This is a genomic window from Variovorax sp. 38R (assembly GCF_014843395.1).
GTDB lineage: Bacteria > Pseudomonadota > Gammaproteobacteria > Burkholderiales > Burkholderiaceae_C > Variovorax > Variovorax paradoxus_H.
In genome coordinates this window covers 3,089,257-3,103,896 of the sequence record NZ_CP062121.1, presented here as the reverse complement: position 1 = coordinate 3,103,896, position 14,640 = coordinate 3,089,257, and the positions used below count along the sequence as shown (strand labels likewise).

Here is a 14,640-nt window from a genome sequence, read left to right as displayed (position 1 = left end):
GTGCGTGGACACGCGCCTGTCGTTGCGTGGCGGGACTGTGCCCTGCCCTGCGCCGCTTCGAAAGAAGGACTCCGCATATGGAAATGCGGTGTCTGCCGCGCAGCGATCAACGGCGGTCACGCCCTCGCCGCAAGGCGCTTCAACCGCAGCCCGCCCCACACCGCCAACAACACGCTCGCGCCGAACACCCAACCCGACAGCGCACCGGCCATCGTGCCGGAGAGCAGGTTGCCGACCGTGCAGCCCAGCCCGGTCATCGCGCCCCACCCCAGCAGCACGCCGCCGCCGAGGCCACGCACCACCTGCCCCACCGTCGGCCACGCAGGCTGGAACTGCCCGCTTGCCAGCGCCGCAGCCAGCGCACCCGCCACGAGTCCACCGACCAGCAACGCGTTGGGCGTCTGCCAGAGGCTTTCGACCACCGCCGTGACGCAGCCACCGAACCCGTCGAGCCCGTCCAGGCGCTGCGGCAGCAGGCCGTGAGCGTTGCCGAGGTCGCGCGCCGCGCTGCCGAGCGCGGCCGTCACGCCCAACGGGCGCAGCCGCAACACCACGACTACCGCGATCACACCGACCGCGAGCCCGCCCCACGCGTACGTCCAGCGCCCGTGCAGCAGGCGGCGCACCGCGTCGATTAAGCTGCGCGGCGCGGGCAATGCCGCCTCTCCCGCCGGCAGCTTTCGCCAGAGCCAGGCACTCAACGCGGCAAGCACCGCCAGCTGCAACGCGGCCGAACCCGCATAGCCCAGGTGATGCGGCAGCCACACGACCGGCGCGGTGGCGATGGTGGCGCTGTAGAGCCAGTTCCAGCTCGCGAAGCCGAGCAGGAAGCCCGCTGCGGAACCGAGCAGCGCGAACGGCGCGGTCGGCGAGCCTTCGCCCAGCCGGTACCAGTGCGCGCTGATGCACGAGCCCGACACCACCATGCCCGCGCCGAAGGCCAGCCCTGCCAGCACCAGCGCCCCGCTGACCGGTCCGATGTGCGCATCAGGCGGCAGCCGTCCGGGCTGCGGCACCGGCAGCCAGCCGGTCATGACGACGTGCATGCCCACGGTGCCGACCGCGAGCGCGGCCACGATGGCCAGCAGGCCGCGCGCATCGCCGCCTTCGAAGTAGTCGCGCGCGTGGCAGTAGAAGCAGAAGCGCGAACGCTGCAGCACCACGCCGAGCACCGCGCCCAGCCCGAGCGCGAAGGCCAGTGCTCGGCCGCCGCTGCGCTCGCCGAGCAGATGCACGCCTGCTGTGATCAGCAGCAACACGACGGCGCCGGCGGCCAGGCCCGTGCGCGACAGCGGCGCAGGCGCCGCGTTGATTGACGAAGCGGACATGCCCCGGTCCCTTTGTGTTGACCAAAAAAAAGCGAGCTCGAGAGCTCGCCCAATGTCGCCCATCGGAGAGGCCGCGAGGTCCCTCCAACGCCGACTCACCTCGAACTCATCTCACCTCAATCATTTCGACGCCCAGACCGTGCCGGCCGGGTTGTTGACCGGCACGCCGACGGCGTTGCCGTACTCGGTCCACGAGCCGTCGTAGTTGCGCACGTTCTTGTAGCCCAGGATCTTGTGCAGCGCGAACCAGGTATGGCTCGAGCGTTCGCCGATGCGGCAGTAGGTGATGGCCGGCTTGCTGCCGTCGATGCCCACGGCCGCGTAGATCGCCTTCAGCTCGGCGGCCGACTTGAAGGTGCCGTCTTCGTTCACCGCACGGCCCCAGGGCACGTTGGCCGCGCCGGGCACGTGGCCCGCGCGCACCGCCAATTCGGCGGCACCGGCCGGCGCAAAGATCTTGCCGCTGTACTCGTCGGCCGAGCGGATGTCGACCAGCTTCGCGTCGGAGCGGCCTTCGGCCACGGCCAGCACATCGGCCAGCCGCGCGCGCAGTTGCGGGTTGGGCTGCGTCACCTTGAAGCGCGTGGCGACATGTTCGGGCGCGCGGTTGTCGAGCACGCGGTTCTCGGCTTCCCACTTCTTGCGCCCGCCGTCGAGCAGCTTCACGTTCTGCACGCCGTACTGGTCGAACACCCAGGCGCCCCAGGCCGCGAACCAGTTGTTGGTGTCGCCGTAGAGGATGACGGTGGTGTCCTTGTCGACGCCGGCCGCCGACAGCAGCTTCTCGAATTCGGCGGGGCTCACGATGTCGCGGCGCACGCGGTCGTTGAGGTCGTTGTGCCACGAGAAATTCACCGCGCCTGGAATGTGACCGCGCTCGTACAGGCCCGGGTTCACGCTGACCTCGATCAAGCGCAGCTTCGGGTTGCGCAGGTTCTTCTCGAGCCAGTCGGTCGAGACCAGCGGGCCGCTGCCGTCGGCCGAGGCCTGGGCAAAAGCGGCGGGCGCGGTGGCCAGGAAAGTCAGCGTGGCGAGGGACGCGGCGCGCCACCATCTGCTGAAGATCGACATGCGGGACTCCTTGTGTTGAATGGAAGACATCTGAAACAGATCAGAGCGAACTCTAGGCAGGCAACGCGCGATCACCAACGAAGCGTTTGCGATAAGCGCATACCCAAAGCTTCTGAGGCTCAGGCCACCGCGACTTCTTTCTGTGGCAGCTCGGCACGCACGCGCCAGCCCAGTTCGGGCGCGATGCGCACGGCGATGTCGTCAAGAATCTGCTCATAAGCCTCGCTGTCGAAGTTGTAGGGCAGCTCCACGCGCAGCTCGCTCACCAGCGGCAGCACCGGGTCGTGGTGCAGGCGCTCCAGGATCTCGTCCGCGCTCCCCACGAGGTCGCCGGCGAACAGCGTGCGGCGCTCGCCCTGCGGCGCCAGCGTGCGTTCGACGCGCCCAGCCGCGAACGCGCGGTAGCGGCGTCGCGTGGCCGCATCGGCCCCATCGAGCGGCACGATCACGCGACCCAACGCGATCCGCCCGCGTGCGCCTGGCACTTCGCTGGCGCGGTAGCGTTCGACCAGGCCGGTCTGCGCCTCCAGGAAATCGTCGGTGGTCTCGCCCGTGAGCACGTTGCCCAGCAGCAGGTGAAAGCCGTTGCGCCCTGCCCATTCGGCCGAACGCAGCGACCCGCCGCCGTACCAGAGCCGCCCGACCAGGCCGGGCGCATACGGCTGCACGCGCGGACGCACGCGCCCGCCGGCGGATTCGATCACCGTGTCTTCGTCGCCCAGCAGCACGTCTTCGAGGTTGGCGCGCAGCCGCGCCACGCGCTTGTGCGTGAAGTCGATGGTGGCCGGCGGTGCGTCCTGGAAGCGACCGCCCAGCAAGGCGCCGTGCGGCGGCGCGCCCGCGCTCAGGCCCACCTGCAGGCGTCCGCGCGAGAGCACGTCGACGGTGGCCAGGTCTTCGGCGAGGCGGAACGGGTTTTCGTAGCCCATCTGGATCACGGCGGCGCCGAGTTCGATGCGGCGCGTGCGCTGCGTGACGGCGGCCAGGAAGGTCGGCGCCGACGACACGGCGCGCTCCAGGTGGCGCTGGCGCACCCAGGCGCTGTCGAAGCCGCGCCGCTCGCCGAATTCGAACAACCGCAGCGCGGCTTCGAGGCCGGCATGCGGGTCGGCCTCGTCGTAGTTGCCGGGCGTGAGAAAACCGATGTGGTGGATGGTCATGGTCGTGGTCGGGGTCGGGGTCGTGTGTGCGGCGTGTTCAGAACTTCGGCAACCCCGGTGGATTGACCTCGGACTTCGGCAGCGCCTCTTCCGCGAGGCGCCAGCGCGCGAGCGCCTTGCCGTAGGTGCCGTTGCGGATCAGGCCGTTGGCCGCGGTGGTGAGCGCCACGGCCAGGCCGCTGCCCTTGCGCGTGGCCACGGCCACGTCCGACTTCGGCGGCCAGCCGGCGTTGACCGTGCCCGCGAGCCGCAACTGCCCGTTCTTCGCGGCCTCGTAGGCCTGCGGCGCGTTGGGGTTGAAGTTGGCATCGACGCGCTTCGTCGTCACCGCGAGCCAGCGCGTCATATCGTCGTCGTAGTACTGGATCGACACCGGCTTCAGGCCCGCGGCCACGTTCTGCCGGTCCCATTCGAGCAGGATGCGTTCCTGGTTGGTGCCGGCGCCGGTCGTGAGCTTCAGGCCCGCCACGTCCTTCGGCTCCTTGATCGACTGGATGGCGCTGTCGGTGCGCACGTAGAAGCCGTGCAGGCCGAGCCGGTAGGTGGAGAAGTCGAACTTCTCCTTGCGCTGCTCGGTCACGCCCACGTTGGAGATCACGGCGTCGTACTTGCCCGAGCTCAGGCCCAGCGGCCAGTCGGCCCAGGCGATGGGCTGCAGCTCGAGCTTCAGGCCCAGCGCCTCGGCGATGAGGTGGGCAAAGTCGGGGTCGAAGCCCACCACGGTCTTCGCGTCGGTGCCGTAGGTGGAAATCGGCGGTGCGAACGGCGCGATGGCGATGGTCAGCACGCCCTCTTTCACGAACTTGAAGTTCGGTGGAATGGCGTTGACCGCTTCGGCGTCCTTGCCGGTGTGCAGGCGTCCGCGCTGCGCGGGGCTGAAGTCGAAGGTCTCGGCGGCGTGCGCTGGCGCGAGCGCGATCAGCCCGAGGGCGGCCAAGGCCCCCAGTTTCTTCTTGAGCGACATGGTCCCCTCCCCTCAGTGCTTCGGCAAGCCGGGCGGGTTGGTGCGCGCCACCTCGATCGCTTCCGACGCCAGGTTCCAGCGCGACAGCGCCCTTCCGTAGTTGCCGTTCTTGATCTGCGTGTTCAGCGCCAGCGTCACGGCCTCGGCAATGCCCGAGCCCTTGCGTGAGGTGACGGCGATCTCGGCGTTGAGCGGCCAGCCGCCCGACACCAGGCCCGCGAGCCGGGTCTTGCCGTCGCGCGCCTCGTAGGCCGCAATGGCGTTGGGGCCCACGTACGCATCGGCGCGGCCCGACTGGATGGCCAGGCGCTGCACCACATCGTCGTCGTAGTACTGGATCTCGATGGGCTTGAGGCCGGCGGCAAGGTTCTGCTTGTTCCAACGCAGCAGGATCTGCTCCTGGTTCGTGCTGGCCGTCACGATGAGCTTCAGGCCCGCGATGTCCTTCGGCTCCTTGATGGCGCCGAGCTTGCTGTCCGACTTGACGTAGATGCCCAGCTGGTCGTTGCGGTAGGTCGAGAAGTCGAACTTCTCCTTGCGCTCCTCGGTCACGGTGACGTTCGACACCACCACGTCGAACTTGCCCGACTGCAGGCCCAGCGGCCAGTCGGCCCAGGCGGTGGACACCAGCTCCAGCTTGCGACCCAGGCTGTCGGCCACGAGCTGTGCGATGTCGGGCGCATTGCCCACGGGCGTCTTGGTGTCGGTGGCGTAGGCCGCGAACGGCAGCCGGCCGGTGGTGGTGCCGACGACGAGCACGCCTTCCTTCTGGAACTTGAAGTCCTTCGCGAGCCGCACGGCCTCTTCGATCTTCTGTGCGCGCGGGCGGCCGGGCTGCTCCGGGCTCAGGTCGGGTGCCGGGGCGGTCTGCGCCGTGGCGATCAGGGGCAGCAAGGCGGCCAGAAGAACAGTCAGGAGAAGGCGTCGATGGGTCATGAAAAGCGGTCGGTTGGAAAAAAAGAGAAAAGAAGAAAAAGCTCAGAGCACCCTGGCCAGGAATTCGGCCGTGCGCGGGTGCCTCGGCGCGTTGAACACCTGCTCCGGCGTGCCGGTTTCGAGAATGCGGCCCTGCTCCATGAAGACCACGGTGTCGGCCACCTCGCGGGCAAAGCCGATCTCGTGCGTCACGATGAGCAGCGTGGTGCCGGAGCTGGCCAGCTCCTCGATCACCGCGAGCACCTCGCCCACCAGCTCGGGGTCGAGCGCCGAGGTGGGCTCGTCGAACAGCAGCACCTTGGGCTTGAGCGCCAGCGCCCGCGCAATCGCCACGCGCTGCTGCTGGCCGCCCGAGAGCTGGCGCGGGTAAGCGTCCTTGCGGTCGGCCAGGCCGACGCGGGCCAGCAGGTCAGTGGCCAGCGCCTCGGCCTCGGCACGCGGCAGGCCGCGCACCGACTGCGGCGCCTCGACGATGTTCTCCAGCACCGTGAGGTGCGGGAACAGGTTGAAGTTCTGGAACACCATGCCCACGTCGGCGCGGCGCGTGAGGATGTCTTTCTCGTGCAGCTCGTACAGCGTGTCGGCGTCACGCCGGTAGCCGATGAGTTCGCCATCGATGGCAATGAAGCCGTCGTCCACGCGCTCCAGGTGGTTGATGGTGCGCAGCAGCGTCGACTTGCCCGAGCCCGAGGGGCCGAGGATCACGGTGACGCTGCCGCGCGGCGCGGTGAAGGTCACGTCGTCGAGCACCTGCAGCGCGCCGAAGCGCTTGGACACGCCGTGGATCGTCACCTCGCCGCCGGGTGCGCGCGCGCCGTTCCAGCGCGGCACCTGTGCGGGCGCTGGGGCCGGCACGGACACGGGCACCACCGGCGCCCTGCCCCGCGTCCACAGGCCGTGCACCACACCGCCCAGCCACGAGCGCGGCGCATGGCGCAGGGCCCCGCGCGAGAAATGCCGCTCGATGTAGTGCTGCGCCACCGACAGCACCGTGAGGATCACGAGGTACCACACGGTCGCCACCATGAGCAGCGGAATCACTTCCAGGTTGCGCCGGTAGATGATCTGGATCGTGTAGAACAGCTCGGGCAGCGCCAGGATGTAGAGGTTCGAGGTGCCCTTGGCGAGCCCGATGATGTCGTTGAAGGCCGTCGGCAGGATGCTGCGCATGGCCTGCGGCAGCACGATGCGCGAGGCCTGGCGCCGGCGCGAAAGCCCGAGTGCAGCCGCTGCTTCGAGCTGTCCCTGGTCTACCGACAGAATGCCCCCGCGCACGATCTCCGAGGCGAAGGCCGCCTGGTTCAGCGTGAGGCCCAGCAGCGCCGCCACGAAGGGGCTGATGAGCTGCGTGGTCGGGTACGAGAACAGTGTGAGGTCGGTGAACGGCACGCCCAGCGACACGGTCTCGTACAGGTAGCCCAGGTTGTTGATGATCAGCAGCAGCACGATCACCGGCACCGAGCGGAAGAGCCAGGTGAACACCCAGGCCAGCCGCGCCAAGAGCGGCGAGCGCGATACCCGCGCCAGCGCCAGCCCGGTGCCGAAGAAGAAACCCAGCACCGCACCCAGCGCCGTGAGCAGCAGCGTGCGGCCCAGCCCGGCCAGCACCGGCTCCGAGAAGAACCACTCGGCAAACACCGGCCAACCCCAGCGTGGGTTGGTGAGTACCGAATGCAGCACGAGGCCGATCACCGCCACCGCGAAGATGGTGCCGACGGTACGCGCCGGATACGTCGCGGGGACGATGCGCAAATGCGAGTAGTCGCCCTTGGCGGGCGGCGTTGCATCGCTCCGGCGGACTGGTGTTGCGGGGCTGCGCGGCGCGGGGCCGACATCGCTCACGGTGGTCGTGTTCATCGCGACACCGCCTCGCTCAACGTCGCACCGGCACGGCCTTGCGCGGCCCACTGCGCCAGGTGCTTCTCGAACGGCAGCTTGCGCGGCGTCTCGGGATCGGCGTCGTCGGTGAACAGCGCCGTGTAGCCATGGCTGCGGTACAGGCCCACGGCCTCGGGCTGGCGAAAGCCGGTCGTGAGGTAGATGCGCTCGTAGCCCTGACGCAGCACCTGCGCCTCCAGCTCGGCCAGCACGCGGCTCGCCAGGCCCTGGCGGCGCAGCGCGCCGTGCGTCCACACGCGCTTGAGTTCGGCGGTGCGCTCGTCGTGGCGCATGAAGGCGCCGCCCCCGATGGCGATGCCGTCGCGCAGCAGCAGCACGAAGTTGCCGTGCGGCGGTGCGAACACCTCGGGCGCGTAGCGGTCGATCTCGCGCGGCGCGCCGGGCTCGCGCATCACGTCGCCGTAGCGGCTGTCGTACTCGAAGGTGAGCCCTTCGATCAACGGCCGGGCCCGCGGGTCCAGCGGCGTGGTGTAGACAAACTGTTCGCTCATGGGGTGGTTTCCTGCAAGTCGCTGTCAACGGAAAGAAAGCGCTCGGCCAGGTGCGCCCAGTACACGGCCGCAGGCGCGAGGATCGCGTCGTTGAAGTCGTAGCGCGGGCTGTGCAGCGAGGCGCTCTCGCCGTTGCCGAAGAACACATAGCTGCCGGGGCGCGCCTGCAGCATGTAGGCGAAGTCTTCGCTGGCCGTGCGCGGCCGGAAGGCCGGATCGACCCGCTCCGCGCCGAAGGTGTCGAGCGCCACGGCGCGCGCAAAGGCGGTTTCTTCCACATGGTTGACCACCGGTGGAAAGCCCGGCCGGTAGTCGACCTCGGCCTCGGCGCCGAAGCTCTCGGCCTGCGCCCGCGCCAGCGCCGGGATGCGCCGCGCCAGCAGCGCGCGCACCTCGGGCTTGAACGAGCGCGCCGTGAGCTTGAGTTCGACGGTGTTCGGAATCACGTTGGACGCTTCGCCGCCGTGGATCGAGCCCACCGTGATCACGCCCATGTCGAGTGGATCGACGTTGCGCGACACCACGGTCTGCAAGGCCGCGATCAGGTGCGCGCTCGCGACCACCGGGTCGACCGTCTCGTGCGGCTGCGCGCCGTGGCCGCCCTTGCCGCGCACCGTGATGTGCGCCTGGTCGATGGCCGCCATCGCGGGCCCGGTGACGCAGCCCACATGTCCCGTGCTGACGCCGGGCCAGTTGTGCAGGCCGAAGACGGCGTCGCACGGGAAGCGCGTGAACAGGCCCTCGTCGATCATCTTTTTCGCGCCCGCGCCGAGTTCTTCGGCGGGCTGGAAGATCAGGTGCAAGGTGCCGCGGAAGGCGCCCGCTTCGGCGAGGAAGCGCGCCGCAGCGAGCAGGATCGCCGTGTGGCCGTCGTGGCCACAGGCATGCATCACGCCCGCGTTCTCGCTCGCATACGGCAGGCCCGTGGCTTCGTGGATCGGCAGCGCGTCCATGTCGGCGCGGATGCCGAGGCTGCGCCCCGGCCCGCGCCGCAGCGTGCCCACCACGCCGGTGCCGGCCAGGCCGGTTGTGACCTCATAGCCCCAGGCAGCGAGCCGCTCGGCCACGAGCGCCGAGGTGCGGTGCTCCTTGAACGACAGCTCGGGGTGCTGGTGGATGTCGCGTCGCAGTGCGATGAATTCATCGCCGTAGCCGGCAATGGTCGCTTCGACGCGGTGGATGTCCTTGAGGACCGGGCGTGGCAATGCGGCGCCCATCAGGCGGCTTTCCGCTCGGTAGCGGCGTCGCCTTGGGGCTGCGCATGGCGGCTCGCCTTGCGCGGCAGGCCCAAGTGGTCGCGCAGGGTCTGGCCGGGCAGCGTGCGCTGGTAGCGACCGCGTGCCTCCAGTGCGGGAACCACGAATTCGATGAAGTCGTCGAGGCCCGGCCCCAGCACCGGGAAGCCGAGGATGAAGCCGTCGGCCGCGCCCTCGTCCACCCAGCGGATGATCTCGTCGGCGATGCGTTCGCCGGTGCCCACGAACTGCGTGCGCGGCGTGGCGACTTCGAGCGCCACTTCGCGCAGCGTCTGGCCTTTCGCCTTGGCATTGGCCTTGATGCGGTCGGTGGTCGAGCGGAAGCTGTTGCGACCGATCTCGCCCAGCTCGGGAAACGGCGCATCGAGCGGGTACTGGCTGAAGTCGTGGTGGTCGAAGAAGCGGCCCAGGTAGGCCAAGGCCTCCTCGACCGTCAGCAGTGCGCGGATGGCGAGGTACTTGGCCTCGGCCTCCGCCTCGGTGGCGGCGACCACGGGGCCGATGCCCGGGAAGATCTTCACGTCATCGGCCTGCCGGCCCTGCGCGACGGCGCTGGCTTTGACCTGCTTGAGGAAGGCGCGCGTGTCTTCGAGCGAGGGCGAATGCGTGAACACCGCGTCGGCGTATTTGCCCGCGAGACCGATGCCGGCGTCCGACGAGCCGGCCTGGAAGATCACCGGCTGCCCCTGCGGCGAGCGCTGGATGTTCAGCGGCCCCGCCACCTGGAAGAAGCGGCCCTTGTGGTCCAGCGTGTGCAGCTTGTCGCGGTCGAAGAACTGGCCGCTCTCGCGGTCGCGCACGAAGGCGTCGTCGTCCCAGCTGTCCCACAGGCCCTGCGTCACGGCCAGGTACTCGTCGGCAATCTCGTAGCGCAACGCGTGCTCGGGGTGCGCGCGGCTGTAGTTCTTGGCGCTGCCTTCGAGCGGCGTGGTTACCACGTTCCAGCCCGCACGCCCGCCGCTGATCAGGTCGAGCGAGGCGAACTGCCGCGCCACCGTGAACGGGTCGCTGTACGAGCTGGAGATGGTGCCCGCCAGGCCGATCTTCGAGGTGACGGCGGCCAGCGCCGAGAGGATGGAGATCGGCTCGAAGCGGTTGAGAAAGTGCGGGATCGACTTCTCGTTGATGTAGAGCCCGTCGGCCACGAAGGCGAAGGCGATGCCCGCGGCCTCGGCCTTCTGCGCGTTGCGGATGAAGAAGTCGAGGTTGACGCTGGCATCGGCCGGGCCGCCCGGGTGCTTCCAGGCATTCATGTGGCTGCCGGCCCCTTGCAGCATGACGCCGAACTGGATGTTGCTCATGACGATCGTTCTTGTGATGGGAAAAGAAAAAAGAAGAAGACGCTCAGGCCAGTGCAGGCTCGCGGGCCTGCGCCAGCAGCTCGACGGCCGTGGCACGCGCGGCGAAGTTCGCCACCGGGATGTCGATCACGAACTCCTCGATGCCGTGGCGCGCGCTCAGGGCATCGAGCGCATCGCGCACCTCGTCGCCGGTGCCGGCGATGACGTGGGGGCGCCGCTCCTCGGTGCGGTAGTCGCTCGTGCCGGCCTGCCGCGCGAACTCGGCGGCGGCTTCGAGGCTCGGCAGGTTCACGCTCTGGCCCGTGGGCAAGGTCACGCGGAAGCTGCGCAGCGCGCCCACGCGCTCGGCGGCCTCGTCGTGCGTTTCGGCCGCGAAGGCGAACAGCGCGAGCAGCGGTGCGCGGCCGGTCGCGCCGCGGTAGGCGTCGATCGATTGCTCGATGTTCACGGGGTCGCCGTTGAAGTGACCCGCGTAGACGAACTGCCAACCCAGCCGCGCCGCGAGCAACGCGCTTTCGGGGCTGCCGCCAAGCAGCACGCGCTGCGGCGGCTGCGGCGGGAATGGCGTGGCGACCGCACCCGCCAGTGCATGGTCGGCGGGCACACCGTCGTGCAGGAAGGCATCGAGCTCCTGCAGGCGCGCTTCGAAATCGAGGGCCTTTGCCTTCACCGGATCGTGCAGCGATTGCAGCGCCTTGCTGGTCAGCGGCAGCCCGCCCGGCGCCTTGCCGATGCCCAAGTCGACGCGGCCCGGCGCCAGCGAGGCCAGCACCTTGAAGGTCTCCGCGACCTTGAACGGGCTGTAGTGCTGCAGCATCACGCCGCCGGTGCCGATGCGGATGCGCGAGGTCTTCGCGAGCAGGTGCGAGGCCAGCACCTCGGGCGCCGAGCCGGCGTAGGTGCGGTTGCCGTGGTGCTCGGCCAGCCAGTAGCGCCGGTAGCCCAGCCGTTCGGCGCGCTGGGCCAGCGCGATGGTGTGCTGGAACGCCTGCGCGGCGTCGGCACCTTCGGGGATCAGGCTCTTGTCGAGCAGGGAGAGCGAGTAGGACACGGTGTTCGGCGATGGCGCAGTGGAAGCGGGTGTGCTTCAAATTCTGCGAGCCATCACACGGGCCGTTTGCGCTGAATTCCTCTATCGATATCTGGAATCTGCGGGGTCGCGCGGCTCACCATGCATACGGCAAGAGTGCTGCCACGGCCGTGGCGTGCAGCCTTCTGCGCACGCGCAGCGGCACATGACCGTGCGGTGCGCGGCGCGCCACTTCATGCGGCGACGGCGTTGCGATGCACCAGGCGATGGCGGTCAGCGCGAGGATGTGGCGGGCCTGTGCGGCCGGGGACGAAGAGGCGATGGTGTGCAGCGACATGGCGGGCGGTTTCCCTGGATCAATGCCGCCGATTCTGCGAAGCACCCGCGCCCTTGCCAACGACGGATTGCGAATGTGCTGATGCGTTTTGCATCGCATCCGCACGCTCAAAGGAGTTGCCCCGCCCCCCGTGCACTGGCTACGATGGGCACGCAACCACCCAAGGAGCAGCCGCCATGTCGAACCATGTCTACAAGTCGCTCGAGCTGACCGGCTCGTCCCCCACGAGCATCGAAGATGCGGTGCAGACCGCCATCGCGAAGGCGCACGAGACGGTGCGCAACATCCAGTGGTTCACCGTCACCGAGACGCGCGGCCATGTGGTCGACGGCAAGATCGCGCACTGGCAGGTGACGGTGAAGATCGGCTTCACGCTCGAGTAGCCGCAGAGCGCCCTTGACGGGTCAGGCGCGCAGCGCCGAGGTGCCGTCGTAGACATAGCGACGCGACCACGGCAGCGAGCTGGCAGCCCTGCCCGCCTTGCGCCCCACGATCTGGTAGATCGCCACGTCGTCGTTCTCGAAGGCATAGGCGCAGCCCGCAAGGTAGATACGCCAGATGCGGAACTTCTCTTCGTCGACGAGCGCACGTGCCTCGTCGGCGTGGGCCTCGTAGGCGTCGCTCCAGTGGCGCAGCGTCTGCGCGTAGTGGCGGCGCAGGTTCTCCACGTCGAAGGCTTCGAGCCCGCCCTGCTGCATGGCCTGCAGCGCCAGGCTGATGTGCGGCAGCTCGCCGTTGGGGAACACGTAGCGGTCGATGAAGTCGCCGCCGCCATACGACACGCCCCCGCCTTCGGGGTCGGACGAGGTGATGCCGTGGTTCATGACGATGCCGTCGTCGGCCAGCAACAGCTGCACGCGCTTGAAGTAGTCGGGCAGGTTCTTGCGGCCCACGTGCTCGAACATGCCGACGCTGGTGATGCGGTCGAACTGGCCGGTCACGTCGCGGTAGTCCTGCAGGCGGATCTCGATGCGGTCTTGCAGGCCGGCCGCCTTCACGCGTTCGGTCGCCAAGTCGAACTGGTTCTGCGACAGCGTGACGCCCACGCAGCGCGCACCGAACTTCTGCGCCGCACGGATCACCAGCGCGCCCCAGCCGCAGCCGACGTCGAGCAGCGTCTGCCCCGGCTTGAGTTCGATCTTGGTGAGGATGTGGTCGATCTTCTTCAGCTGCGCGGTGGCCAGGTCTTCGTCGCCGTTCTCGAAATAGGCGCACGAATAGACCATGTTCGCGTCGAGCCAGAGTTGGTAGAACGCGTTCGACACGTCGTAGTGGTACTCGATCGATTTCCTGTCCGACGACTTGGTGTGCGCGAAGTAGCGCGCCATGTGCCGCAGCGCGCCGCCGGGCATGTCCATCGAGGTCTTCGCCAGGCCGTAGGCAATGTCGATCACGTCGCTGAGCTTGCCTTCGATGTCGATCTTGCTCTTGACGTAGGCCTCGCCCAGGTTGTCGAGCGTGGGCTGCAGCATCAGCGACAGCGCCGCGGGCGATTTCACGTGCAGCGTGACCGCCGGCCCGCTGAAGTCACCGAAGTCGTAGGACTGGCCGTCCCACAAGGTGAGCCGCGCGGGCAGGTTGGCCCGTGCGCGGACCGCGGCGCTCCACTGCGCCAGCTTCTTTTCCCAAAGCATGCATCTCTCCGAGTTGTTGAGTAGTCCCGCCTCCACGGGCGGATGGGGTGCTGCAGCAACAAAACGATAACGAGATTTTGCGAAACCTGCATTTCCACGACGACGCAAGAAATCGCGGCAAGTGCTAGGTTGGATGATTGCTTGGGCGAGCCCTGAGCCCTGCTACGCGGCTTCCATCGAGGTCGCGTCGTTGCCGGCTTCGCCGAGCCAGCGCCGCTTGTCGCGCAGCGGCGGCGCGCCGAACATGCGACCGTACTCGCGTGCGAACTGCGAAGGGCTTTCATAGCCCACGTTGTGCGCGGCGCTCGCCACGTCGGTGCCGGCGATCAGCATCTGGCGGCGCGCTTCCTGCAGGCGCAGCTGCTTCTGGTACTGCAGCGGGCTCATCGCCGTCACGGCCTTGAAGTGATGGTGGAACGACGACACGCTCATGTGCACCGCACGCGCCATGTCTTCCACGCGCAGCGACTGCGCGTAGTTCGTGCGCAGCGCGCTGATGGCTTTGGCGATGCGCTGCGTGTGGCTGTCGTGCAGCGCAATCTGGCGCAGCCGCGCGCCCTCGCCGTTCACCAGCAGGCGGTACATGATCTCGCGCTTGATGAGCGGCGCCATGATCGGGATGTCTTCGGGCGTGTCGAGCAACCGCAGCAGGCGCAGCACGGGCTCCAGCACCGGCATGGCGATGCGGTTCACGTACATGCCGCGCGAGGCCGGGGCATTGGCCTTGGCCGGCAGTTTTTCGTCGCCGATGAGGTCGCCGATTTCGTCGACCGCCAGCTCCAGCCGCACGCCCAGGTAGGGCTCGTTCTCGCTGGTCACGCACACCTGCCCGCACACCGGCAGGTCGACCGAGGTGACGAGGTAGTTCATCGGGTCGTACACGTAGATGTCGTCGCCCACGATGATCCGCTTGGAGCCCTGGGCAATGAGGCCCAGCGCCGGCGTGGCGAACCCGTGCTTGGGGCCGTCGGGCTTGCTGATGCAGTGCACCTGCAGGCCGGGCACGGCGCATTCGACCGTGCCGTCCTGCCCGCGCGTGATGTGGCGGATGAGCTGCACCAGCTCTTCGCGGGCGGCATCGAGTTCGGGTTCCAGCGGCATCGGCATGGCGAGGACGGTGGCGGTGTCGGGGGTTTCGTCGGACATGGGTAGGCCTCTGACAAAGGGGCGCGGCCGCGGTCACGGCCATGGAGGATTGGGCTGCCCGCAGCTTAGCGCCGTGCCCTCGAATCT

At 68.6% G+C, this 14,640-nt stretch carries 14 protein-coding genes; 1 reads left to right on the top strand and 13 read right to left on the bottom strand.

Annotated features, from left to right (window positions below):
* Positions 1–116: 116 nt before the first annotated feature.
* From IG196_RS14200 to IG196_RS14150, 11 genes are all read right to left on the bottom strand, one after another.
* The gene (locus tag IG196_RS14200; protein WP_192196646.1) at positions 117–1,328 is read right to left on the bottom strand and encodes a YeeE/YedE thiosulfate transporter family protein; all 1,212 of its coding nucleotides are present in this window, start codon (positions 1,326–1,328) and stop codon (positions 117–119) included.
* A gap of 120 nt (positions 1,329–1,448) precedes the next feature.
* Complete coding sequence (locus tag IG196_RS14195) at positions 1,449–2,399, bottom strand: sulfurtransferase (RefSeq protein WP_192196645.1); 951 nt, start codon at positions 2,397–2,399, stop codon at positions 1,449–1,451.
* Positions 2,400–2,518: 119 nt separating this feature from the next.
* Entirely contained in the window at positions 2,519–3,559 is a 1,041-nt protein-coding gene (locus IG196_RS14190) for an LLM class flavin-dependent oxidoreductase (RefSeq protein WP_192196644.1), read from the bottom strand.
* Between the two features lie 37 nt (positions 3,560–3,596).
* Positions 3,597–4,523 (bottom strand): ABC transporter substrate-binding protein, encoded by a 927-nt coding sequence (locus tag IG196_RS14185; RefSeq protein ID WP_192196643.1) that lies wholly within the window; start codon positions 4,521–4,523, stop codon positions 3,597–3,599.
* A gap of 12 nt (positions 4,524–4,535) precedes the next feature.
* A complete protein-coding gene (locus IG196_RS14180; RefSeq protein WP_192196642.1) occupies positions 4,536–5,459 on the bottom strand; it encodes an ABC transporter substrate-binding protein in 924 nt (307 codons plus the stop codon).
* Positions 5,460–5,501: 42 nt separating this feature from the next.
* Positions 5,502–7,316 carry an amino acid ABC transporter permease/ATP-binding protein gene (locus IG196_RS32280; protein ID WP_192196641.1) on the bottom strand — a complete coding sequence of 605 codons (1,815 nt, stop codon included), beginning with the start codon at positions 7,314–7,316 and terminating at the stop codon, positions 5,502–5,504.
* Complete coding sequence (locus IG196_RS14170; RefSeq protein WP_192196640.1) at positions 7,313–7,849, bottom strand: GNAT family N-acetyltransferase; 537 nt, start codon at positions 7,847–7,849, stop codon at positions 7,313–7,315. The genes IG196_RS32280 and IG196_RS14170 overlap by 4 nt, the downstream gene beginning before the upstream one ends.
* On the bottom strand, positions 7,846–9,066 hold the full coding sequence (locus IG196_RS14165) for a M20 aminoacylase family protein (protein ID WP_192196639.1): 1,221 nt from the start codon (positions 9,064–9,066) through the stop codon (positions 7,846–7,848). The genes IG196_RS14170 and IG196_RS14165 overlap by 4 nt, the downstream gene beginning before the upstream one ends.
* The gene (locus tag IG196_RS14160) at positions 9,066–10,406 is read right to left on the bottom strand and encodes an LLM class flavin-dependent oxidoreductase (RefSeq protein ID WP_412556382.1); all 1,341 of its coding nucleotides are present in this window, start codon (positions 10,404–10,406) and stop codon (positions 9,066–9,068) included. The genes IG196_RS14165 and IG196_RS14160 overlap by 1 nt, the downstream gene beginning before the upstream one ends.
* A 43-nt stretch (positions 10,407–10,449) precedes the next feature.
* The gene (locus IG196_RS14155; RefSeq protein ID WP_192196638.1) at positions 10,450–11,457 is read right to left on the bottom strand and encodes an LLM class flavin-dependent oxidoreductase; all 1,008 of its coding nucleotides are present in this window, start codon (positions 11,455–11,457) and stop codon (positions 10,450–10,452) included.
* Between the two features lie 115 nt (positions 11,458–11,572).
* The gene (locus tag IG196_RS14150) at positions 11,573–11,773 is read right to left on the bottom strand and encodes a hypothetical protein (RefSeq protein WP_192196637.1); all 201 of its coding nucleotides are present in this window, start codon (positions 11,771–11,773) and stop codon (positions 11,573–11,575) included.
* 176 nt (positions 11,774–11,949) lie between these two features.
* Between IG196_RS14150 and IG196_RS14145 the strand changes: the two genes are divergently transcribed.
* Positions 11,950–12,156: a dodecin gene (locus tag IG196_RS14145; protein ID WP_056581096.1), complete on the top strand. Its 207-nt coding sequence runs from the start codon at positions 11,950–11,952 to the stop codon at positions 12,154–12,156.
* A 21-nt stretch (positions 12,157–12,177) separates the two neighbouring features.
* Here the strand turns inward: IG196_RS14145 and IG196_RS14140 are convergent, their stop codons facing one another.
* Positions 12,178–13,407, bottom strand: coding sequence for an SAM-dependent methyltransferase (locus IG196_RS14140; protein WP_192196636.1), 1,230 nt, complete (start codon positions 13,405–13,407; stop codon positions 12,178–12,180).
* A gap of 162 nt (positions 13,408–13,569) precedes the next feature.
* Positions 13,570–14,553 (bottom strand): AraC family transcriptional regulator, encoded by a 984-nt coding sequence (locus tag IG196_RS14135; RefSeq protein ID WP_192196635.1) that lies wholly within the window; start codon positions 14,551–14,553, stop codon positions 13,570–13,572.
* Between the last annotated feature and the right edge of the window lie 87 nt (positions 14,554–14,640).

Excerpts from the sequence above, each read along its gene's own strand:
- IG196_RS14185 (WP_192196643.1), bottom strand. The coding sequence starts at position 4,523 with ATGTCGCTCAAGAAGAAACTGGGGGCCTTGGCCGCCCTCGGGCTGATC.
- IG196_RS14200 (WP_192196646.1), bottom strand. The coding sequence starts at position 1,328 with ATGTCCGCTTCGTCAATCAACGCGGCGCCTGCGCCGCTGTCGCGCACG.
- IG196_RS32280 (WP_192196641.1), bottom strand. The coding sequence starts at position 7,316 with ATGAACACGACCACCGTGAGCGATGTCGGCCCCGCGCCGCGCAGCCCC.
- IG196_RS14170 (WP_192196640.1), bottom strand. The coding sequence starts at position 7,849 with ATGAGCGAACAGTTTGTCTACACCACGCCGCTGGACCCGCGGGCCCGG.
- IG196_RS14160 (WP_412556382.1), bottom strand. The coding sequence starts at position 10,406 with ATGAGCAACATCCAGTTCGGCGTCATGCTGCAAGGGGCCGGCAGCCAC.
- IG196_RS14150 (WP_192196637.1), bottom strand. The coding sequence starts at position 11,773 with ATGTCGCTGCACACCATCGCCTCTTCGTCCCCGGCCGCACAGGCCCGC.
- IG196_RS14135 (WP_192196635.1), bottom strand. The coding sequence starts at position 14,553 with ATGTCCGACGAAACCCCCGACACCGCCACCGTCCTCGCCATGCCGATG.
- IG196_RS14190 (WP_192196644.1), bottom strand. The coding sequence starts at position 3,559 with ATGACCATCCACCACATCGGTTTTCTCACGCCCGGCAACTACGACGAG.
- IG196_RS14165 (WP_192196639.1), bottom strand. The coding sequence starts at position 9,066 with ATGGGCGCCGCATTGCCACGCCCGGTCCTCAAGGACATCCACCGCGTC.
- IG196_RS14145 (WP_056581096.1), top strand. The coding sequence starts at position 11,950 with ATGTCGAACCATGTCTACAAGTCGCTCGAGCTGACCGGCTCGTCCCCC.
- IG196_RS14195 (WP_192196645.1), bottom strand. The coding sequence starts at position 2,399 with ATGTCGATCTTCAGCAGATGGTGGCGCGCCGCGTCCCTCGCCACGCTG.
- IG196_RS14140 (WP_192196636.1), bottom strand. The coding sequence starts at position 13,407 with ATGCTTTGGGAAAAGAAGCTGGCGCAGTGGAGCGCCGCGGTCCGCGCA.
- IG196_RS14180 (WP_192196642.1), bottom strand. The coding sequence starts at position 5,459 with ATGACCCATCGACGCCTTCTCCTGACTGTTCTTCTGGCCGCCTTGCTG.